We start from the raw sequence: 20,639 nt of genomic DNA on the forward strand, positions 1-20,639 counted from the left end.
CAATTAGCGAGGTTATTTTTTTGTTACTTTACTTTTTTCTTTTTAAACTTGCTTAATACTTCATAAACGATTGGAACAATAAGAAGTGTTAATAATGTTGAACTTGTTAATCCACCAATTACTGTTACACCAAGTCCTTTAGAAATTAAGCCGCTACCTTCAAATCCTAATGCGAGCGGGATAAGAGCACCGATTGTTGCAATTGCAGTCATTAAAATCGGGCGAAGGCGTGTTGCACCAGCCTCTAATAAAGCTTCACGTGTTGATAGACCTTCATTTTCTTTATGAATAACGCGGTCGATAAGCACGATTGCGTTTGTTACAACGATACCGATTAACATAAGGGCACCGATCATTGCAGAGACACTTAAAGTTTCACCAGAGATTAATAAGGCAACAAGAGCTCCAATGATTGTAAATGGTAGCGAGAATAAAATTGCGAATGGTGCAAGAGCACCGCCAAATGTAACGACAAGAACGAAGTATACAATAGCAATCGCAGCTAACATCGCTAAGCCAAGTTGCTTGAATGATTCTTCAATATCTTTTGTAACGCCTCCCATAGAAACATCTACGCCAGAAGGAAGATCCATTTTATCTACTTCTTTTTGAACTGCGGCTGATGCTTTTGAAACGTCATCAGATGTTAGTTTTGCACTTACTTCCGCATAAACACGGCCATCGCGGTGTTTCACTGTATTCGAAGTTTCTCCTTCTTTTACAGTCATCACATCTTTTACAGCCACTTCATTACCAAGCGGCGTTGTAATTTTACGATTTGTTAAGTCATCGATTGTTTCATAATTTTGTTTTTCAGCTTCTACATATACATTGATATCTTTACCGTCTTTTTTAATTGTTGTCAGAACAGGGCGATCATGTTGATTAGAAAGTCCCATTCCAATTTGTGCAGCCGTTAGACCCATTTTACTTAGCTTTTCCTGATCTGCGACTAAAGTGTATTCTGCGTATGTTTTTGCAATACTAGAGTCTATATCTTTTAAGTCTTTGTTTTTCTTCATTATGTTTTGAATATCTTTTACGACAGGCTTAATGTCTTCTGAGCTATCTCCGTAAACGTATAACTTGATTTCGTTACTACCGCCACTTGCCCCGAAGTCTTGGTTTTTCCATTCACCTTTTCCAGACATCTTCTGTAAATCTTTAACGACTTGTTCTTTCTCTTTTTCGAAGTTTTTCGTGTCATTATCATATTGTACGAAGAACATTGCTTGATTTGATTGACCAGGACTCATTGGGTTTTCGCCACCTAATGAGAATTGAATTGTTTTGACGTTTTTATTATCTTGGAAGTGCTTCTCAGCTTTCGTTGCAATTTTTTCAACGTCTTCTAACGTTTGACCTGGTTCAGGGTTGTATGTTGCAATGATCATTTTTTCTTCTTCAGATGGTAAGAAACTTACACCAATGATTGGCACAAGTGCAAGACTACCAACTAATAGAAGGATAGCGATACTTGATGTAATAATTTTGTGATTTAAAGCCCATGCAAGTATGCGTTTATAAATATTTGCTAATTTACTTGGTTTTTCTTCATGATGTACTTCTTTTTCCCTCATGCTCTCTTTCTTAAATAAAGAGTGAGCTAGCATCGGTACGATTGTAACTGCTACTAGCAACGATGCTAATAAAGCGAAGACGATAGTTAAAGCGAATGGTAAGAACATTTCACCAATCATACCTTTTACTAGTCCAAGCGGTAAAAATACAGCAATTGTTACAATGGTAGAAGACATAATCGGAATAAACATTTCTTTTGTAGCTTCACGAATTAAATCTTTCCCGCGTAGTTTCTCTCCTGATAACGACATACGTCGGTAAATATTTTCGATAACAACAATGGAGTCATCCACAACGCGCCCGATAGCGACTGTCATTGCCCCGAGCGTCATAATGTTAAGCGTAATATCCATTTGTTTTATAACTAATACAGCAATTAATAAAGAAAGTGGTATGGAAACGACAGAGATTAATGTTGTTCGGATATTTCGTAGGAACAACATAATAATAACAATCGCAAAGATAGCACCAAAAATGGCTTTACTTAGCATTGTTTCTACTGATTTCTCAATAGGTGCACCTTGGTCGAATGTTGAAATAATCTCTAAGTCTTTATATTTTTTCTCAAGTTCTTTTACTTTATCTTTAACAGCATTTACAACATCAACTGTGTTCGCGTCAGCCGCTTTTACAATTTGAATTCCAATTGCTTCTTTTCCATTTGTTCGAGAAATAGATTCCGCTTTTCCGACTTCTTTAATATCAGCAATTTCGTCTAATGTAACTGTCGGAATCCCGTTGTTCATAGCGGCTGGATTCATTTGCGGCACTTGTGTACCAGCTCCGGCATTTTGACTACCTTGACCGCTTGCTGATGAAGGAACAGCAGGGATTTTTAATTCTTTTAATGCTTTCATTGTTGTAATATTTCCATCTACAACAACTGACTTTTCTGTGTCTTTAAATGTATATAAACCAAGTGGTAAAGATACGTCCGATCCTTTAATTACATTTTTTACAGTATCTTCACTTAAACCTAATTCTTTCATCTTATCTTTTTTGAAGACAAGTTGTACTTCATCTACTTGTTGACCTGAAATTTGAACAGATGCGACCCCATCAAGTCCTTTTAATCCTGGAACAACATTTTTTTCTACATTTTCAGTTAAGGTAGCTAAAGATTCATTTTTACTTGCTACGCTTAATGAAATTACAGGAAAGGCATTGAAGTTCACACGTGAAACTTTCGGGTCCTTTACGCCTTCTGGCAGTTTCACATTTGCGAGAGCTTCTTTTATTTCTGTTTCAGCCTTTTCCATATTTTTATCAAAATCATATTCTACCTGAATGGAAGATGCATTTTGAAAAGATGATGAACTAACAACGTTTACACCACTTAAATTTTGCAGTTGCTCTTCCATCGGTTTTGAAACTTTATCAGCTACTTCTTCTGGTGTAGCACCAGGATAAACCGTGGTTACTGTTACAACAGGTGTTGTAATATCAGGAATTGTTTCCAGCTTCATATTCAGCCCAGAATAAATACCTGCAATGGTAACGATAATGGTTAGTAGCCAAACTGCGAACTTATTTTTTAACGAAAAATTAATAATTTTGTTCATGTTTGCGCTCCCTTTGTATTATATTGACCAACTGGTCAGTCTAATACATAATATAACTGACTGATTGGTCAGCCGTCAATGAAAAGGGATGGTATAATACATTCATAATAAGATGCGAGATTAAATTTAGGAGAGACATGATATGAAAGAAAAAGAGCGCTTAATTATAGAGATGGCTATGAAGTTATTTGCGACTAAGGGTGTAAATGCGACATCAGTGCAGGAAATTGTGACAGCTTGTGGCATATCTAAGGGAGCCTTTTATTTATACTTTAAATCAAAAGAGGAACTTTTATTAGCGACACTTCGATATTACTATGACAAGATTCAAAACAAAATGATGGATATTGAAAAAGAGTCGTTATTGCCACGTGAAAAATTTGCAAAACAATTGCATTGCCAGTTTAATGATATACAAAAGCATAAAGAATTTATTATTATGCATGCAAGGGAAAATGCGATTCCTTTTAATAAAGAAGTAGAAGAATTTATGATGCGGATGAAGTTAGAGTCTCACGCATTTTATCGGAATAGTTTACTGTCTATTTATGGTGATAAGGTTATGCCATATTTATTAGATTTAGTCATTATGGTAGAAGGCATATGCCGGGGATATTTAGAACTAATTATTTTACAAGCGCCAGAAATAGACTTATCTTACGTCTCGGCTTTTATTTTGAAAAGAGTGGATCATTTAGTAGATGGATTGGTAAAATCTTCAGAAGAACCTGTGTTACATGAAGAAAGGCTTGGAGAATTTCTTTGTAAATCAGAGCTTATTAAGGAGCAGGTTAAGGAACATTTTTTAAAAGAAATTATTGTGTTTAAACGTACTTTAGCAGATCAATTAGAAGATGAGGAATTGCTTGTTACATTAGATGTTTTGGAGGCAGAAATGAGGATGCAAAATCCAAGAATTCCGGTTATCCAAGGGATGTTGTTCAATTTAGAGGCATATCCAACTTTAAAAGAATTCCGTTTGAGGCTTATGGGCTATTACAATATAAAAAGGTAACAATGATAGTTTTCATTGTTACCTTTTTATTATTTAGGTCTTTCATCTGAATTCACTAGCTTAGAAGTATCGAAATTCCGTATTTCATTAGAGAAGTTAGTTAATCTTTGTTCGTAATCTCGTTTATTAGTAATCGGTTCAGTTGTAGCTAATTGTTTTACAATCCAATCATTTATATATCTGTAATAATGCGTTTGGTCAGACATATAATTAGAAAGATTATACGTAACTTCTTTTTGATCTTGGAAATCATAGAGTTTTACATTTTTTAGTTGTGCTAATTTAGTGTATACTTCTTTTTTAAATAACATATTTTCCTTTGTATGCTTTGAGTCGTTTTTATCCATAACTACGTGATATGTTACTGGATATGGCGCATAGAAAAATGTAAACTGTACTTCCGGGTTTTGTTTTACAAATTCAATAATATTAGAATCAAAAGATTTAAGCATTTGTTCATGATACCAACCATCGCTGATTGATTGATGAGGTGTTCCGTCAACAACCCTTTTAGCTATATCTACTGAGAAATTTGGCTCGTCATCTCCAAATTTGTATAGCCAGTGGGGATCCTGTGGAGATTTTGTTGGATCTAGTTTTAACTTCATATTCTGCAATGCTATTTTTCGAGAATACGGGCTAATTAAATATTGGATATCATTCAACTTATTTGTATCATACATGTAAGTTGGAAATGGTGAAGCACCTTCTGATACCCATTCAGGTTTTCCAGAGAATGAATATAAATTAAGCTCCCAAATAATATTTTTAACAGTTTTTGAATGCGTAGCTAACTGGGCTGTCATATTTTGTTCCCTAGCTGTTGAACCTGGAAGAGAGCCATTAAAGCTGGTAGTATGAAGTAATTTATTAGCGTCAGGTTCAAGGAAGTTTCTTCCCATAGAAGTTCCTACAAATAAGGTATCATAATCCATATGTTTAATAAGTCCAGGCATTTGATAGCGTTCAGTAGCATAAAAATAATCGTTCTTCTTAAATTTATATACATACAATGGGTCAAGCTTATAAACAATAGAGCAAACTATTCCAGATAAAATGAAAAGGAATATAATAAACCAACATATAAAACGTTTATACATATTTTTCACCTACGGTTATTAGAAATTAAAGTATAAGAATGAACTTACACGATTTAAATACATCAAAGAAAGTATAAACATGCTAGCTAATGCAAGAGCATAAATCGGTTTTGGACGGAAAGATTCTAATTTTTCTATAGAATTTTTTGTAAATAATACAATAGCGATTCCAATTGCTAGGTATAAAATAGTTTGGAAGTTAAAATGATCACCAGTCACTTGGAACGGGAATAAATTACAAATTGAATAAATTAAATTATCCATTATAGACACACCAGTTAATGTTTCTGGACGGAATTGAATAAGTGCTGTTTGGATGTGTAAGTAATTTACGTTGAACATGCGATTTAACATAGTTAATGCATCTTCTACAGAAGTAGCTCTGAAGAACACCCATGTTACATGTACAAATCCCATTGTTAAAATCCAAGCAATAAATTTAGGCATTTTTCCACCTAAGTTTTTAAATAATCGATGTATTACAATAGCTAATCCGTGTAAAACGCCCCAAATAACAAACGTCCATCCAGCGCCATGCCAAATTCCACTTATAAGAAAAATTGTAAATAAATTTAAATAAGTACGAATTTGCCCTTTTCGACTCCCACCCAATGGAATATATACATATTGGGTGAAAAATCGTCCTAATGTCATATGCCAACGTCTCCAAAAATCTTGAATACTTAAAGATTTATAAGGAGAGAAGAAGTTAATTGGTAGTATAATGTTGAATAACAACGCTGCACCTATTGCCATATCACAATATCCACTAAAATCAAAATACAGTTGTAATGTATACGCAAGTGATGAAACCCATGCATCGGTCGTAGATAGTTGATTTACATTGCTAAAGCCAAAATCAGCCCATTGTGCTAGTGAATCAGCAATTACTACTTTTTTAGTAAGACCAATTCCGAATATGTAAAGTCCTTTTGTAATGTTTTCAATATTCGGCCTTCTTTTAGATTCATCTTGAAATTGAGGGAGGACCTTACTATGATGGACAATGGGTCCTGCAATAAGTTGCGGGAAAAACGTTACGAACAAGCAAAAATCAATAAAATTAAACTTTGTTAATTCCCTCTTATAACAATCTACTAAAAAACCTATCTTTTGGAAGGTAATAAAACTAATGCCTAAAGGCAGTAATAACTTTAATAAAGGTACATCAGTTCCAAATAGGGTATTTATATTATCTAAGAAGAAATCAGAGTATTTAAAGTATCCCAGTAATGAGATGTTAAATACTAAACCAACTATTAAAAATACTTTTCGGGTTTTTTGATTGATTTTTTGTATAATTTGTTGGCCTATAAATGCGTTTGTAAATAATGAAACTCCTATTAGCAATAGGTATTTCACCTCAAAATATGCATAAAAGTAAAGGGACATACCTACTAAAAAAAGTTTCGCGAAATTTTTGTTAACTTTTTGCAATAGGAAATATCCAATTACTGCTATAGGCAAGAATAAAAGCATAAATTCAAAAGAATTAAAAAGCATAATATAGCCCCCAGCATTAATAAAATCTTACTCTATAAAAAACGTGACAACAGAGCAAGATGTTGTCACGCAAAGTATAGTATAGCATAAAATATGGATGAAAATCTTATATCTATTAATTTTTATTTTGAGACCATTCTTCTACATTCCAAACTTTTGTAATCCAATCTTCATAGAAGTCTGGTTCGTGACATACAAGGAGGATTGTTCCTTTATATGCTTTCATAGCCTTCTTAAGTTCTGCTTTTGCTGTAACATCAAGATGGTTTGTCGGCTCATCAAATAGTAGCCAGTTACTTTCTTCACCCATTAGTTTACATAAACGAACTTTTGCTTGTTCTCCACCACTTAATTGACTTAACGGGCGAGAAATATGTTCATTTTTTAATCCGCATTTTGCTAACATCGCACGAATTTGATGCTGGTCTAAGCCAGGGAATGTATTCCATACATCATCAATTGGTGTTATATTGTCAGCTTTAACCTCTTGCTCAAAGTATGCAGGCTCTAAGAAGTCCCCAAGGCTTGTTTTACCGCTTAAAGGTTTAATTTTACCTAAGATTGTTTTTAGTAACGTTGATTTACCAACACCATTACATCCAACGATAGCAATTTTTTCACCGCGTTCAATTGTCATTGATAGCTTTGGTAGTAGTGGATGTGTATATCCAATTTCTACATTTTCACCTTCAAAGACGAAGCGACTACTTGCACGACTTTCTTTAAATGAGAATTCAGGTTTAATTGCTGTTTCCGGGCGATCGATAAGTTCCATGCGGTCAAGTTGTTTTTGACGACTCTTTGCACGACCTGTTGTTGAATAACGGGCTTTGTTCTTTGCAATGAAATCTTCTTGCTTTTTGATAAACTCGCGCTGCTTTTCATAAGCGTTTATATGTTGATTTTTATTGATTTCTGCTAGTTCTAGGAATTTTTCATATGTCGCTGTATAGCGTGTCATTTTTGTGAATTCTAGATGGAAAATAACATCAACACATTTGTTCATAAATTCCGTATCATGAGAAATTAATAAGAATGCATGTGGGTATTCTTTTAAATAATTTGTTAACCAATGAATATGTTCAACGTCTAAATAGTTAGTAGGTTCATCAAGTAATAATACTTCTGGTTGTTCAAGTAATAGCTTTGCAAGCAATACTTTTGTACGTTGTCCACCACTTAGTGCTGAAACATCACGATCTAAACCAATTGCATCAATTCCAAGACCACGTGCAGCCTCTTCAATTTTCATATCTAGTAAATAGAAACCACCTGCTTCAAGTGCATCTTGTATTTCTGCCATTTGCTCAAGAAGTTCTTCTAGTTCTTCTGGTGTAGCAGTTCCCATTTTTTCTGTAACTTCATTTAAAGCTTTTTCTTTTTCAAATAGCGGTAAAAATGCATCCGCTAGTATGTCACGAATTGTACGTCCAGGCGTTAAAACCGTATGTTGATCTAAGTAACCGTAATGTGTGCCCGGTGTCCATTCTACACGACCTTGGTCATGAATAAGCTGACCAGTAATGATATTCATGAATGTTGATTTACCAACACCGTTTGCACCAACTAATCCAACGTGCTCACCTGCTAGTAATCGCATAGATACATCTTTAAATAATGTACGATCGCCAAATGTATGTCCTAATTTTTCAACTGTTAATAAGCTCATAGTATCCTCCGTCCAACTTGAAATAGTACCTTGAATCATGATACTAAATTCTGTGATATAATGCTATTATTTCAAAAAGGTACATTATTCATTTTCCGGATTTTTATAGATGAAATACAGAAAATCGGATGGATTATTATGTTTTTATATGTATATTATTGGGTATTTTTTAATTTAAATGAACAAATGATAATTAAGGTATAAATATGTTGAAGTTAATTAGGTTACTGTATAATTTGTAGAGGTACTATATTTAATAGGGGAACCTGCTATACTAAGTGAAGAGAATTATGAAATATACACTAGAAAAAATAAAAAATTATATTAGTGCTTTACCGGATATCGTTATATATGTGGAAAATAGACAGATCTGGTTTAAATGGAAAGGTGAGCCCTTTCTTGAATGATGTAAAGTATCTATTATATAATATGAAACAATTTTAAATTCTTTTTATGGAGGTCAACAATGCCAAAAATTACGGTACTAATGCCTGTATATAATGGTGAAAAATATTTAAGAGAGTCTGTTGATAGTATTTTGAACCAAACTTTTACAGATTTTGAATTATTAATTATAAACGATGGATCAACAGATAGTAGTATGGAGATTTTGAATTCTTATAGTGATTCACGAATAAGAATAGTGACAAATGAAGTAAATTTAAGGTTGATTAAAACATTAAATAAGGGAATTGATTTAGCAACAGGAGAATATATTGCTAGGATGGATTGTGATGATATAGCAGATCCAAAACGTTTAGAAATTCAATTGCAGTATATGGAGAAGCATCCTGATGTTGCAGTTTGTGGAACGGGTGTTAAAGTTATAGGTCAGAATCGAAAACCGTGGCAAATTTCAGGCTCTTCAGAATTAATAAGAAATTGTTTGTATGTTCGAAGCTGTATGATTCATCCATCTGTGATGATGCGCACAGAATTTTTAAAAGAACACAACATTTATTATGATTTGAATTACTTACATGCTGAAGATTATGAGTTGTTCCAGAGATTAAGTGAGAAGTATAAAGTAATTAACTTAGAGGAGCCACTACTGAATTATCGTTGGTCAGAAACAAGTGTAAGTAGTCTTAATGCCTCCGATCAAGAGGTTATGGCCGCAAAGATTTCTACAGAGGCTTTATCTCGTATTGGAATTGAATTTAATCGCGTACCATTTGCAAGGGGTACATTAACGAAAGAAGAATTATTAGAAGTAAAACGCCAATTAGAAGAACAATATCATAAGGCTAACAAAGAGGATAAAAATATTAAGCAAATATTCCAATTTCTATGGCTTGATATGATTCTTAAAGGAACGAATCATGGTTTATGGAATATAAAAATGTTATTTTCTCCTAAATTTTGTTCTATTTTATTGATGGATAAAGGCCTCCTGACACGTATAATTGCGAAGAGTTTACTGAAGAAGTAATTGGAATCAACTCAATGTTGAAATATTATAATGAGAACAGTTTTTATAAGTTTAAAAATAAGAAAAGAGACGTGCTATTCAAAAGTGAATGGTACGTCTCTTTTTATTACGTCTTTAAGATTTTTTAAATTTAGATGTTAACTTAGAAAGAGCCATGAATAAGATTTCATCTTTTGTCAGGAATAACAACAGAGTATATGCAAGTCCATTTGTGACAACTAATGCTAGAAATAAAGGAATTGTTCCTGACACGTATAGTTGAACTGCATAAGAAATCGGAAAGAATGTAAGGGAATAGAATAAATATTTAAAGTTGGCCATCGTAAATAGGTGATAGTTTACCTTTAAATATTTTTTGATATAAAAATATATATACACAACAAGTAATAGCGTTGCAATTGTTGTTGTCAAAGTTGCTGTCGTTGGTGTAAATAAATTGATCTTTAGCAGTATTACTTTAAGTATAATATTTATAACCCCAAATATTAATAGCGCACGTACCAATATATGTTCTTTACGTTTAATGTACATAATCTGATTTCCAAGAATGGATTGGATACCTAATATAACCATGTAAACAGAAAAAATAGCCAATGTAGGTCCAGCAGCAGCATATTGTGCGCCGCCATAGATTACAACAATTAAATTCGAGACAATGATAATTCCTATAGCTGCTGGGAATAAGGTGATGAAATAAAGTTGAGATATTGTATTTAATAATTTATCATATGCTGTTTCATCATCACCTTCGGATAAGTAAGAAAGCCTTGGTAAGGTTACTTGTATAACGCTTAACATGAGTAAGTTAATAATAGACATAATTTGAAAAGCCATTACATAGAAAGAAACATATTTTTCGCCTACGTATTCTCCAAGGAAGAAGCGATCCAAGTGAGTATAAAGTATATGCGCATTTGAGAAGATGGCGATTAATAATAATGGTTTTAAATGTTTTTTGATAGTAATATTTGAAAAATCGAATTTTACAGTACGTCTTATATATATATAACTAATAATATTATTTAAGAAATTAGAAAGTACTAATAGTCCTGTAAATTGATAAAAATCTTGAGCAGTTTGTACAAAGATAAAAAGCATTACGACATAAATTAATTTTACAATGATGGTCTTTAATGTAATAAAGTCGAAATTTTCGTAGGCTTCATTTAGCCACTCTACATAAAAAATATTTGCAATAAAGTTAAATCCAAATATGAGGAGGATATAAAATAAACCTTTTTCCGCATATCCGAAGTAACTAAATAGTAAATATGCTCCAAATGTTAATAAATTCGTGAAGATACTTAATATAAATAAACTAGTAAATAATTGTTCAGATTTCTTTTTATTATCCTTAATGGCACTAATTTCTCTTAATCCATATTGATGGATGCCAAATACAGCAAAAATAAAGAAGTAAGTAAAAATTGTTTCAGAGAAGTTCACTTTCCCCATCGAAGAGGCACCTAGTGTACGATAAGCATAGGGGCCAACAAGAATTGGAAGTATGACATTGAAAATGTTTAGTAAAATTTTGTATATAATATTTTTAGCAATTGATTTTTGCATAATAGAACCCTTCTAAATATATTTTTAATTTTGTAATGAACCAAAATATTTATTCTAAAATTTTAAAAGTAAAAACAAGAACATCTGTATAAGTTTACCGCATATAAACTTTGTAAATCAACTTTTTATATTATTTATAATGTGTATAAAAGGTAGTTATTCTGTTTGGAGCTGTATACTTGGAATAATAGGTAGTCTATTATGGGAGGCTTTGATTAAGAAATATAATTATTGATTATTTATATCGCTATATGGAGTAACTCCTATAGATTTAACAATTATTTTTTCGCTTTCTGTATCATCCAAATATTGTTTCACTACTTGGATTTTTTCTGTTGAAGAAAATTGAGCCATAAAAAATGCACTCCACTTGTTAGAATATGTCTAACAAGTGGAGTGCCCTTCAATTCTTAATATGAAAGTAAGAGGCTTTTGTATTAAGAATTGAAATGATAGGTTATTCTTTTTCTGTCTCCGTTGCATTTAATTTTTGCTTTAGTAACGCATAATCTTGCGTTAATGTTACAAGTTGATGATGTTGTTTAGAAATTTTTCTTGTTAGGTCAAAAATTAAGATGAAACAGAATAATAATCCAAATAAAAATAAAATGGAAGGGGGATATTCTACTTTTAATAGTTTTCCAATCCAGTTTATAATTTTATCGGTAGAACTTAAAATAGCCATTGCAATACAAACAAAAATCCACAAAACAGCATATTTCGTTTCTAAAGTTCCGCGACGAATAGAATTAATAATTAATAATAATAATAATAAAATAAAGATGAATGAAAAGGTAATTATAGGCATTTATTATCAACCTTTCACGATTTTTTGCATCAATATAGCAAGACTTACCTTAATCATGTAATATGCAGATTTAAAAGGTGTGATAGAAGATTGTCCACCTTGTCGCTCTTGCATATTTACAGATATTTCATTAATGCGAAGTTTTTTCTTTTTTAAATGAATAAGAACTTCTGGTTCTGGATAATCTTTTGGATAATTGTGTGCAAAAATTGTAATTACTTCTCGATTGATAGCACGATATCCAGAAGTTGGATCCATAAATGTTTGTTTTGTTAGTACTTTCAATAGGGCAGTAAAATAAAAAATACCGATTCTTCTGGAAATACTACCTTTATATGCTGTTTTTTCTGTAAAACGTGACCCTAGTACCATATCGCATTCATCTTCAGCGATAGGCTTTATAATTTTATATAAATCATCTGGGTTATGTTGTCCATCAGCATCGAACTGAATCGCAATATCATATCCATTCTCATATGCGTATTTATATCCAGTTTGTACAGCTGAGCCAATACCTAGATTATAGGGTAAATTCACAAGGTGAACAGGAAATTCTTTTACGATTTGAGCTGTTTTATCGTGTGATCCATCATTAATAACGCAAATGCTTAATCCAGTAAAATGCTGTTTTAGTTTTAATAATCTTGTTAATGTATCTGCAATTGCTTCTTCCTCGTTATACGCTGGAATAATAATTAACGTTTTTGGTATTGAAATTGGTACTTCAATAGTCATTACCGCACCATCCCTTATATACTTAATCATATTATGGTTATTTTTAAACGAACTTTATTTAATATACCATTAACAGTATAACAAAATAAAGGAAAAGCTGGTGCATGTTTTAAGAGAACAGATTGAGAATAAAAGGATAAGAGAGAATATTTTGTATAAAAAATACATGCAAGGAAGAAAGAACCTATGCATGTATATGGAAGAGTATCGTATTAAATATTCCAAGGTTTATTTAAAGTTAAAACCTCAGCCATTTCTTTACTTTTTAAACGTCCTTTTTTTCTATTTTCCGCGCGTTCTGAACCGGTTGTGTGTAACCAATGTTCTTCCTCAGTTTCAGGAAGTACTTGTGGTACGGACGAAGGTTTTCCATCTTTTATTGCCACAAATGTAATGAAGCAAGTGGCGGCAATTCTACGCTCGCCTGCTAATAAATTTTCTGCGATTACTTTTACGAAAACTTCCATTGAAGATTTCCCTGTATAACATACAAATGCTTCATAACAAACAGAATCAGCTTGGTGAATTGGGGTTAAAAAATCAACTGAATCAATAGATGCTGTTACGCAATGTTTACGACTATGTCTTGCAGCCGCAATTGAAGCAATACTATCAATTTCTGCTAATAATTTCCCTCCAAAAAGTGTTTGGTGATTATTTAAATCGTTAGGAAAAACACGTGTTGTTTTAATTGCTTTTGATTCTCGCATGAATTTCTTTTCCATATATTCAGCCCCTATAGTCTGTTTTCAATCAGAATAATATGTGTAAGTGGATTACTCATATTAGATATTTAATAAAGTAAAGCGTATTCCAAAAGAGGATTATTTAAACTTCTGTATTTGTATTCATGTAACTGAAAGAAAATTTATTTTATCTAAAATGTAGTGTAAAAGAGGATTCGCTTACATTGCAAGTAAAAAGTAATGACTATATATTTGTCATAGAAATTCCCTATCAGCCGTGTACCCATTCATGATAGAATCGTTTTGTTATGAATGGAAATAGAGGTGCAATGGACATATGAATCATATACAAACAAATTTTTCATCTTTCTTCAATAAAATTACGATTGGTGCGATGCTCGCATTTTTTGTTTATAGTTGTTGGACAGCATTTGAGACAAGTAAGCAATTTTTTGGAGGAAGTACAACAAGTGTAACAATCATATTGGCAATTTTCGTCATACTCATTTTGTTAGTGGCATCAATTCTACAATATCGTTTTACAGACAAACAATTTCTTATTTTTCTTATAAGTGTATCTATACTTGTGAGGCTTAGTATGCTGTTATTTGTAGACGCTCCAATAATTGGTGATATGAAAGTGATGTATGAGTCTGCAAAGGAGATTGCAATTGGTAATAATATAGGGACTGTAACTCATTTGCCGTTTATTATATATGAGTCAGTAATTATTCGTATATTTGGTAATACATTATTTGCTTTGCAACTATTTAATGTGTTATTTTGCGCAGGAACTGCACTTTTTATTTATCGTATTGCGGCAATGGTTTTTGGAGAAGAATGCGGTCGTATTGCTTCCACATTTTATGCTCTGTATATTCCAAATATATTCATGAGTTCCGTATTAACTCCTGAGTCACTTGCAATGTTTTTATTTTATTTTGCTTGCTACATACTTTTATATAAAGGATTAGATCATCCTTATATGTGGGTGTTTTCAGCGATTTTATTTGCATGTAGTAATATGATTTTCCCAATGGGATTATTTCTTCCTATTTTTATCACGATATATGTATTATTAATTGAAGTGTTTCAATCAGCAACGAAACAAAAAGTGTTACTAAAGACGATAGGGATACTTATTCTGTTTTATAGTGCTCATTTTAGTGTGAATTATGGAATTAAGACAATGGGACTGTCACAATATACGATTACGAATGAGACGTATGTTCAATCTGTCTTAATTGGAAAAACGCAACGTGAGGAAAAAGTATCGAAAAATCAAAGTGTAACAGAGCATATTGATCAAAAGTTAAAAGAGATTGAGGGAGAAAGATTTAAACTTTTAGAACCGGTGATAAATCAGTTTTCAGATGAGGGAATAAATTCTATTCTTTTTAAATGTGAAAAACTGATATATATAGCGGTAACATTATTTATGACTATAGCTCTATTACACTTCCTTATTAAGAAACAACAAAACGAGGGATATATGTTGTTCTTATTGTTAATTAGCGGGTACGTATTGCTAAAGCTCTTCCAAGTCGATATGGCATATTATAATCTTATTGTGCCAGCATTGTTTATTTTGCAAAGCTTTGGTGTTTATATGAGTTATGTGTATTGTCAAAAAATATTCTTTAGAAAATAAAAAGAATCCAAATTGGATTCTTTTTTTTGATGGAAGATGAATACTAAGAGCTAGTAGAGATAAAAAATCTCTACTGTAATCGCTCTATCGGTTCAGTTCTAGTTGTAAACTATCAGCTGTTAGAGCCATTTTTGAGGAATCGTCTTGAATTCCTTTCATTACTTGTGAAATGGTTTCTAACTCATTTTCAATTTTTTTATTCTGTTCTTTTGAGTTAGACATGTCTTTTACGATTTCTTGGAAGTATTGATCCGTTGCAGACATACTATCAGTTCCTTCAGATACGAGAGAGCTAATTTGTTTCACGGAAGAAGAGACACGAACAATCTGTTCATTTGTTTTTTCAACGAGCTTTGTAACGTTAAATATAGATTCTTTCGTTTGCTCTGATAACTTTCTAATTTCTCCAGCTACAACAGAAAAGCCTTTGCCAAATTCCCCAGCACGCGCAGATTCAATTGCAGCGTTTAGTGCGAGTAAATTTGTTTGCTCGGCAATTGATTTTACAATATCTATAATTTCGTTAATTTTGTTAGAAATATCGAGAAGTTCATGTGTATCTGTAATAATCGTTTCCATGTTCGTTTGAATGTATTCCATTCGTTTATTTTGCTCATTTAATTGTTCTTTACCTTTATTTGCTTTTTCTTCTGATGTTGTAGCTAATGACGTACCTGTTTTAGCAATTTCTACAATCGTTTCAGATTTAGCGGTTAACTGTTGAATAGAAGCACTTGTTTTTTCAGATACAGATGCTAGTTCTGTTGCAATATGCGTAATGGTCATAGCTGTTATTTCTTTTTCTTTTTCAAGTTCTTTTTGCATTCTTTCATATTCAGATTCATAAGACGCAATAACGAGTTCTTGTTCAAGAGTAAGTAATTTGTTTATTACGTTTATAGAATAAGAAAAATCGTCAATTGTTGTAATTTTCGTTTTTAAAATCTTCATGATAGAGCGGAATAATTCTTGATAAGCGGCAGTATACCATTTTCTATGTAACCCAATTTGTACATGTCTTTTTGCAATTCTAACACGTTGTTCAATAAAGTTTTCATGCATATCTCCGCTAAATAATTCTTTTATATGTGTTTTTAAAGTTTGCTTTAGTTTTGGAATAGAGCTATAACGTTCGATAATCGTAATTAAATTAGGCTGTTTTGTAATATTGGAATAGAATTTTTCAGTAATCCAATCAATTTCTTCATAAATAAAAGGCTGTAGTACCTTTACGATTTGTAAATCTTCTTTTGAAATATGTAGCATATCCATTTGAATTTTCAGTTCAGAATTAGTAGGAACGTTAAAAGTGATTTGTTGATTCTTACTTAATTCAAGTATACTTACGTTTGTTGTATTGTTATGTTTTTTAAAAACCCCAAGCATCGTTCTTCCCCCTGTTTGTAAAGCGTTTTCATTTTTTTGGTTCTAATATAATTATATATATTTATATACAATTACTCTATATTAGTGTGTAGAATAGTATATAAATTAAGAGAATTCCATATAGAATTCTCTTAATGACCTTTATTAATTTTAGCATGTGTTTTAAAGAAAACTGGGAAATGTACATTATATATGACAGTGACAACACGAATAATGAATGTTACTAATAAACAAACATAGAAAGCCAATACGTGTGCCCCCATTGCATATGTGATTAGGAAACTAATTGCCCCTAAAATAGAAGCGATGGCGTAAATTTCTTTTCGGAATACGTAGGGGATATCTTGAGCGCAAATGTCACGCAAAATACCGCCTCCAATACCTGTAATGACTCCCATTGAAACAACTAAAAATGAGGCGTCAACATGATGTGACATTGCCGCATTTGCACCAATAGCTGTAAAAACGCCTAAACCAACAGCATCAGAAAGCATAATAACAACTTGAAGTTTATTGATACGCTCAAAAAACATACAAGTAAATAATGCTGATAATACGCTTACGAAAAAGTAAATGGGTTTAACAAATGCGACGGGAGGCAGGTTACCGATCATAATATCACGAATAATACCGCCGCCGAGCGCAGTAGCTACAGCTAAACAAAGGACACCGAATAAATCTAAATCTTTTTTTAAACCAACTAATGTACCAGAAATGGCAGCGGCGATAATGCCAAGAAACGTAAATATATCGATTAATAACATGGCCTTAATCCCTTCCTCTTAAAGATGTTCCAGAGAAAAAATATACACTAAAGTATTGGAAATAACAATTACTTTTCGCTACATGTAGAAAAACGGATAAAATACATAAAGAAAGCGTTTGAAAATGTTTGGAAAATAGCTATAAAGTAATTTGAAAAAGATATGAAAAGATTAATTTTACATTTTTTTGGTGTTACCTATTTGGTAAAATGTTACAATGATAGGTATGTTGTTTACATCTGTATAAAATGATAAAAAAATATGTATATACTGACAAAAATAAGGGGATGGTTGTTAGATAGCTTTTGTAAAAATAGGGAGTATAGCGAAAGGACAGTAATTTCTATTACTGATTAATACTTGTCCTGGCTAGTTTTAGCTGGAAAAATAGTTCTCGATTTGAATATGAGTTATGTTATAATTGCTAGGTGTGTTTGAATGATAAAAAATTATGATTAAAAGATAATGTTAAGATTTTGTATGGAGGTCTTGGAATGTTAGCAAATCAAGCTAGGGTTAGATTTGAGCGTTTTTTGCTCTTTTTTATTATTTTACAGCCTGTTTTAGATTTATTAACGTCTCTTAGCATCACTTTATTAAAGTCAAGTGCTACCGTTGGAATTTTAGTAAGATTCCTTATTATGGCTGTGGGTAGTATTTACATTTTAATTCAGGCAAAAGAGAAGGGAAATAGAAAGTTTTTAATTTATCTTATATTACTAGCCGGAGTTTTAGGGGTAGGATTTATTAATAACAAACTAGTTAAGAATCCTATTGTACTTGGTGAAGAAGTTAAATTCGTTGCGAAAGCATTATATATATATATCATGCTGGGATCATACATTTTAGCTTTAAAATCATTGAAAAAGAAAGTTAATATTAGTGATAAGGTTCGAAATAGTATTGTATATTCTACATTAATCATTAACGCAATTATGGTTATTTCTATTTCAACATCTACTGACTTTGGTAGTTATGAATGGATGAAGGTGGGTTCTCGAGGTTGGTTCTATGCAGGGAATGAACTAGGTTCAATCTTAGCCATTATTTTCCCTATTGTGGTACTATATTCTATTCAAAAAACAAAGAGCTGGAAACACGTTTTATATTGGATTCCATCGCTTTTAATGATTTACTCATTAATTCAGGTCGGTACGAAAGTAGGAATGGGCTCAATTGGTGCTACGTTAGCGGCAGCAATCGGGATCATTGTACTACAATTATTATTTGATAGAAAAAATCCGAACAAAAAATCCCTTGCGCTTAATGCAGTAATTGCTATTGTCCTATTAGCTGGTGTAGTTGGAACGTTTAAACAAACGCCATTAGCACAAAATATGGGCATTCACAATAACTATTTATCAGAGCAAAATGTGGCACAGCAAGGTCAAAAAGAAAAAGAAATTAAAGAGAAGCTGAAAAAAGAGCAAGAACTTAAAGCAAAAGAAGAAAATCATCATAAAGTTGAAAAGCCAGAAGAAAAGGCAAAGATAGAAGAGGAAGTTAAGAAAGAGCTTGAGAAAGAGCAAAAGAAAGAAAATCAAGAAAATCTTATTTTCAGCGGACGTCAAGTATATGAAGAAAGACATAAGCAGTTCTTTAAAGAAGCGCCAACGTCACAAAAGTTATTAGGAATGGGTTATGCAGGTAATTTTAAATATAATGAACAAAAGCAGCCAGATCCAAAGCTAATTGAAATGGACTTCCATGATTGGTTTTATGACTTTGGGATTATTGGTTTTGCATTACTAATGATTCCATTTATTTATTACGGCTTAAGAATCCTACTAGTATTTATTACAAGGTTTAAAGAGATATTTAATATAAAATATGGAATGATTGCAGCAAGCTTATTGTTAGCATTAGGTATTGCTTATATTGCAGGACATATTTTAACAGCACCAGGAGTTGGGATCTACTTTGTAGTGGTGTTAGCTTATCTAATTGTAGACTTAGAAATTGAATGATCAAAATAAAAGCTAACTTTTGTTAGCTTTTATTTTTTAGTACAGTAAAATAAAGATAGATGGAAATGTGGCGAGGATTTAAAGGAGGAAAAAATATGAGGATATTGCATATGAATGCAGGAGCAGAAGATGGGGGAGGGAAAACACATATTATTTCACTTCTCGATCAGTTTCCAACTGGTGAAGTAGAATTAGCGGTATTTGAAGATGGAATTGTTGCGAAAGAAGCAAGAGAGTTAGGGATAAAAGTCCATGTGTTTTCACAAAAATCCCGCTATGATTTATCTATTTTAAAGAATATAAGCGAATTCATTAATAATGAAAAATTTGATATAGTTCATACGCATGGTCCTAGGGCTAATTTCTATGTTTCTTTAATGAAAAAGAGAATAACGGCAAAATGGGTAACGACTATTCATAGTGATCCATTTGAAGACTTTACTAAACAAGGCTTAAAAGGTTGGATTTTTACGAAATTGAATTTGAAAGCCTTAAAAAATGTAGATTTATTTTTTGTTGTAACAAATAGATTAAAGAAAAGTTTAGCTGCTTTAGGCATTTCTAATGAAAAGATGCATGTTATTTATAATGGAATTGAATACGATAAGGAAAAAGCAGAAGGTTATAATAAAAAAGAAATGTTCAATATTGATGAAGATGTATTTACGGCAATCCAAGTAGCACGATTGCATCCTGTGAAAGGACATGAAGTTCTATTTGATGCGTTACAACGAACAAAATTAGAGAAAATTAAAGTATTGTTAGTTGGTGATGGCCCGTTAGAAGAAAATCTAAAGTCATTGGCTACTGAAAAAGGGATTAATAATAAAGTTGAGTTTTTAGGGCATCGTCAAGATGTAAAACAATTATTTGCGTCGTCACATGTGAATTTATTAACCTCCCATAGTGAAGGGTTCCCACTAGTTTTATTAGAAGCGGCAAATCAACGCGTACCATCAATTGTGACTAGGGCTGGAGAGATTGAACCATTAATTGTAGATGAAACGTACGGATGGATTGTGCCAACAGATGATGGAAGGGCATTAGCATTAGCTTTAGAAGAAGCGTATGATAAGTGGAAAACTGGAGAATTAGCAGCAATGGGGAAACATATTTATGAGCATGCTATTATGAACTTCTCACTTCAAAAACTATATGAAGATACAAAGGAAACATATAAGCAATTAATAGCGAAAAACTTGTAATGATAG

16 protein-coding genes and 1 pseudogene are annotated in these 20,639 nt (G+C 32.2%); 5 read left to right on the top strand and 12 right to left on the bottom strand.

What is annotated here, in order from left to right:
- Positions 1–23 precede the first annotated feature (23 nt).
- Complete coding sequence (locus ACTFRN_RS21020) at positions 24–3,143, bottom strand: efflux RND transporter permease subunit (protein WP_001033529.1); 3,120 nt, start codon at positions 3,141–3,143, stop codon at positions 24–26.
- Positions 3,144–3,285: 142 nt separating this feature from the next.
- On the opposite strand from ACTFRN_RS21020, the gene ACTFRN_RS21025 reads away from it, so the two are divergent.
- The gene (locus ACTFRN_RS21025; RefSeq protein ID WP_000659619.1) at positions 3,286–4,158 is read left to right on the top strand and encodes a TetR/AcrR family transcriptional regulator; all 873 of its coding nucleotides are present in this window, start codon (positions 3,286–3,288) and stop codon (positions 4,156–4,158) included.
- A 29-nt stretch (positions 4,159–4,187) separates the two neighbouring features.
- On the opposite strand, the gene ACTFRN_RS21030 is transcribed toward ACTFRN_RS21025, so the two are convergent.
- The 3 genes from ACTFRN_RS21030 to ACTFRN_RS21040 form a co-directional block, all read right to left on the bottom strand.
- On the bottom strand, positions 4,188–5,258 hold the full coding sequence (locus ACTFRN_RS21030) for a hypothetical protein (RefSeq protein ID WP_000278073.1): 1,071 nt from the start codon (positions 5,256–5,258) through the stop codon (positions 4,188–4,190).
- Between the two features lie 18 nt (positions 5,259–5,276).
- Entirely contained in the window at positions 5,277–6,761 is a 1,485-nt protein-coding gene (locus tag ACTFRN_RS21035; RefSeq protein ID WP_000898525.1) for an MBOAT family O-acyltransferase, read from the bottom strand.
- A gap of 115 nt (positions 6,762–6,876) precedes the next feature.
- Positions 6,877–8,430, bottom strand: a complete 1,554-nt coding sequence (locus tag ACTFRN_RS21040) for an ABC-F family ATP-binding cassette domain-containing protein (protein WP_000055406.1) — start codon at positions 8,428–8,430, stop codon at positions 6,877–6,879.
- Positions 8,431–8,896: 466 nt separating this feature from the next.
- Between ACTFRN_RS21040 and ACTFRN_RS21045 the strand changes: the two genes are divergently transcribed.
- On the top strand, positions 8,897–9,862 hold the full coding sequence (locus ACTFRN_RS21045) for a glycosyltransferase family 2 protein (RefSeq protein ID WP_001124451.1): 966 nt from the start codon (positions 8,897–8,899) through the stop codon (positions 9,860–9,862).
- Between the two features lie 114 nt (positions 9,863–9,976).
- Here ACTFRN_RS21045 and ACTFRN_RS21050 read toward each other — a convergent pair whose 3' ends face one another.
- The 5 genes from ACTFRN_RS21050 to ACTFRN_RS21070 form a co-directional block, all read right to left on the bottom strand.
- The gene (locus ACTFRN_RS21050; protein ID WP_001172389.1) at positions 9,977–11,431 is read right to left on the bottom strand and encodes an oligosaccharide flippase family protein; all 1,455 of its coding nucleotides are present in this window, start codon (positions 11,429–11,431) and stop codon (positions 9,977–9,979) included.
- A 228-nt stretch (positions 11,432–11,659) separates the two neighbouring features.
- Positions 11,660–11,785: a hypothetical protein gene (locus tag ACTFRN_RS21055; protein WP_000046732.1), complete on the bottom strand. Its 126-nt coding sequence runs from the start codon at positions 11,783–11,785 to the stop codon at positions 11,660–11,662.
- A 103-nt stretch (positions 11,786–11,888) separates the two neighbouring features.
- Positions 11,889–12,239, bottom strand: a complete 351-nt coding sequence (locus tag ACTFRN_RS21060; RefSeq protein WP_001121775.1) for a DUF2304 domain-containing protein — start codon at positions 12,237–12,239, stop codon at positions 11,889–11,891.
- A 6-nt stretch (positions 12,240–12,245) separates the two neighbouring features.
- Positions 12,246–12,974 carry a glycosyltransferase family 2 protein gene (locus tag ACTFRN_RS21065; RefSeq protein ID WP_000151538.1) on the bottom strand — a complete coding sequence of 243 codons (729 nt, stop codon included), beginning with the start codon at positions 12,972–12,974 and terminating at the stop codon, positions 12,246–12,248.
- Between the two features lie 212 nt (positions 12,975–13,186).
- A complete protein-coding gene (locus ACTFRN_RS21070; RefSeq protein WP_000412121.1) occupies positions 13,187–13,699 on the bottom strand; it encodes an acyl-CoA thioesterase in 513 nt (170 codons plus the stop codon).
- A gap of 298 nt (positions 13,700–13,997) precedes the next feature.
- Here ACTFRN_RS21070 and ACTFRN_RS21075 point away from each other — a divergent pair, with 298 nt between their 5' ends.
- The gene (locus ACTFRN_RS21075) at positions 13,998–15,311 is read left to right on the top strand and encodes an ArnT family glycosyltransferase (protein ID WP_001015644.1); all 1,314 of its coding nucleotides are present in this window, start codon (positions 13,998–14,000) and stop codon (positions 15,309–15,311) included.
- Positions 15,312–15,395: 84 nt separating this feature from the next.
- Here the strand turns inward: ACTFRN_RS21075 and ACTFRN_RS21080 are convergent, their stop codons facing one another.
- The 3 genes and pseudogenes from ACTFRN_RS21080 to ACTFRN_RS21090 all read right to left on the bottom strand — a co-directional run bounded on the left by ACTFRN_RS21080 (position 15,396) and on the right by ACTFRN_RS21090 (position 17,461).
- On the bottom strand, positions 15,396–16,136 hold the full coding sequence (locus tag ACTFRN_RS21080; protein WP_370530095.1) for a methyl-accepting chemotaxis protein: 741 nt from the start codon (positions 16,134–16,136) through the stop codon (positions 15,396–15,398).
- 63 nt (positions 16,137–16,199) lie between these two features.
- Positions 16,200–16,697 (bottom strand): annotated as a pseudogene (locus tag ACTFRN_RS21085) (protoglobin family protein); the annotation flags it as partial.
- A 131-nt stretch (positions 16,698–16,828) separates the two neighbouring features.
- Positions 16,829–17,461 carry a trimeric intracellular cation channel family protein gene (locus ACTFRN_RS21090; protein WP_000924376.1) on the bottom strand — a complete coding sequence of 211 codons (633 nt, stop codon included), beginning with the start codon at positions 17,459–17,461 and terminating at the stop codon, positions 16,829–16,831.
- Positions 17,462–17,955: 494 nt separating this feature from the next.
- Between ACTFRN_RS21090 and ACTFRN_RS21095 the strand changes: the two genes are divergently transcribed.
- Together ACTFRN_RS21095 and ACTFRN_RS21100 are read left to right on the top strand one after the other, a co-directional pair.
- Positions 17,956–19,428 carry an O-antigen ligase family protein gene (locus tag ACTFRN_RS21095; protein WP_000880773.1) on the top strand — a complete coding sequence of 491 codons (1,473 nt, stop codon included), beginning with the start codon at positions 17,956–17,958 and terminating at the stop codon, positions 19,426–19,428.
- Between the two features lie 95 nt (positions 19,429–19,523).
- Positions 19,524–20,633, top strand: a complete 1,110-nt coding sequence (locus ACTFRN_RS21100) for a glycosyltransferase family 4 protein (protein WP_001221234.1) — start codon at positions 19,524–19,526, stop codon at positions 20,631–20,633.
- Positions 20,634–20,639 lie beyond the last annotated feature (6 nt).

This window comes from Bacillus cereus group sp. MYBK245-2, assembly GCF_051916145.1.
GTDB classification, from domain to species: domain Bacteria; phylum Bacillota; class Bacilli; order Bacillales; family Bacillaceae_G; genus Bacillus_A; species Bacillus_A pacificus.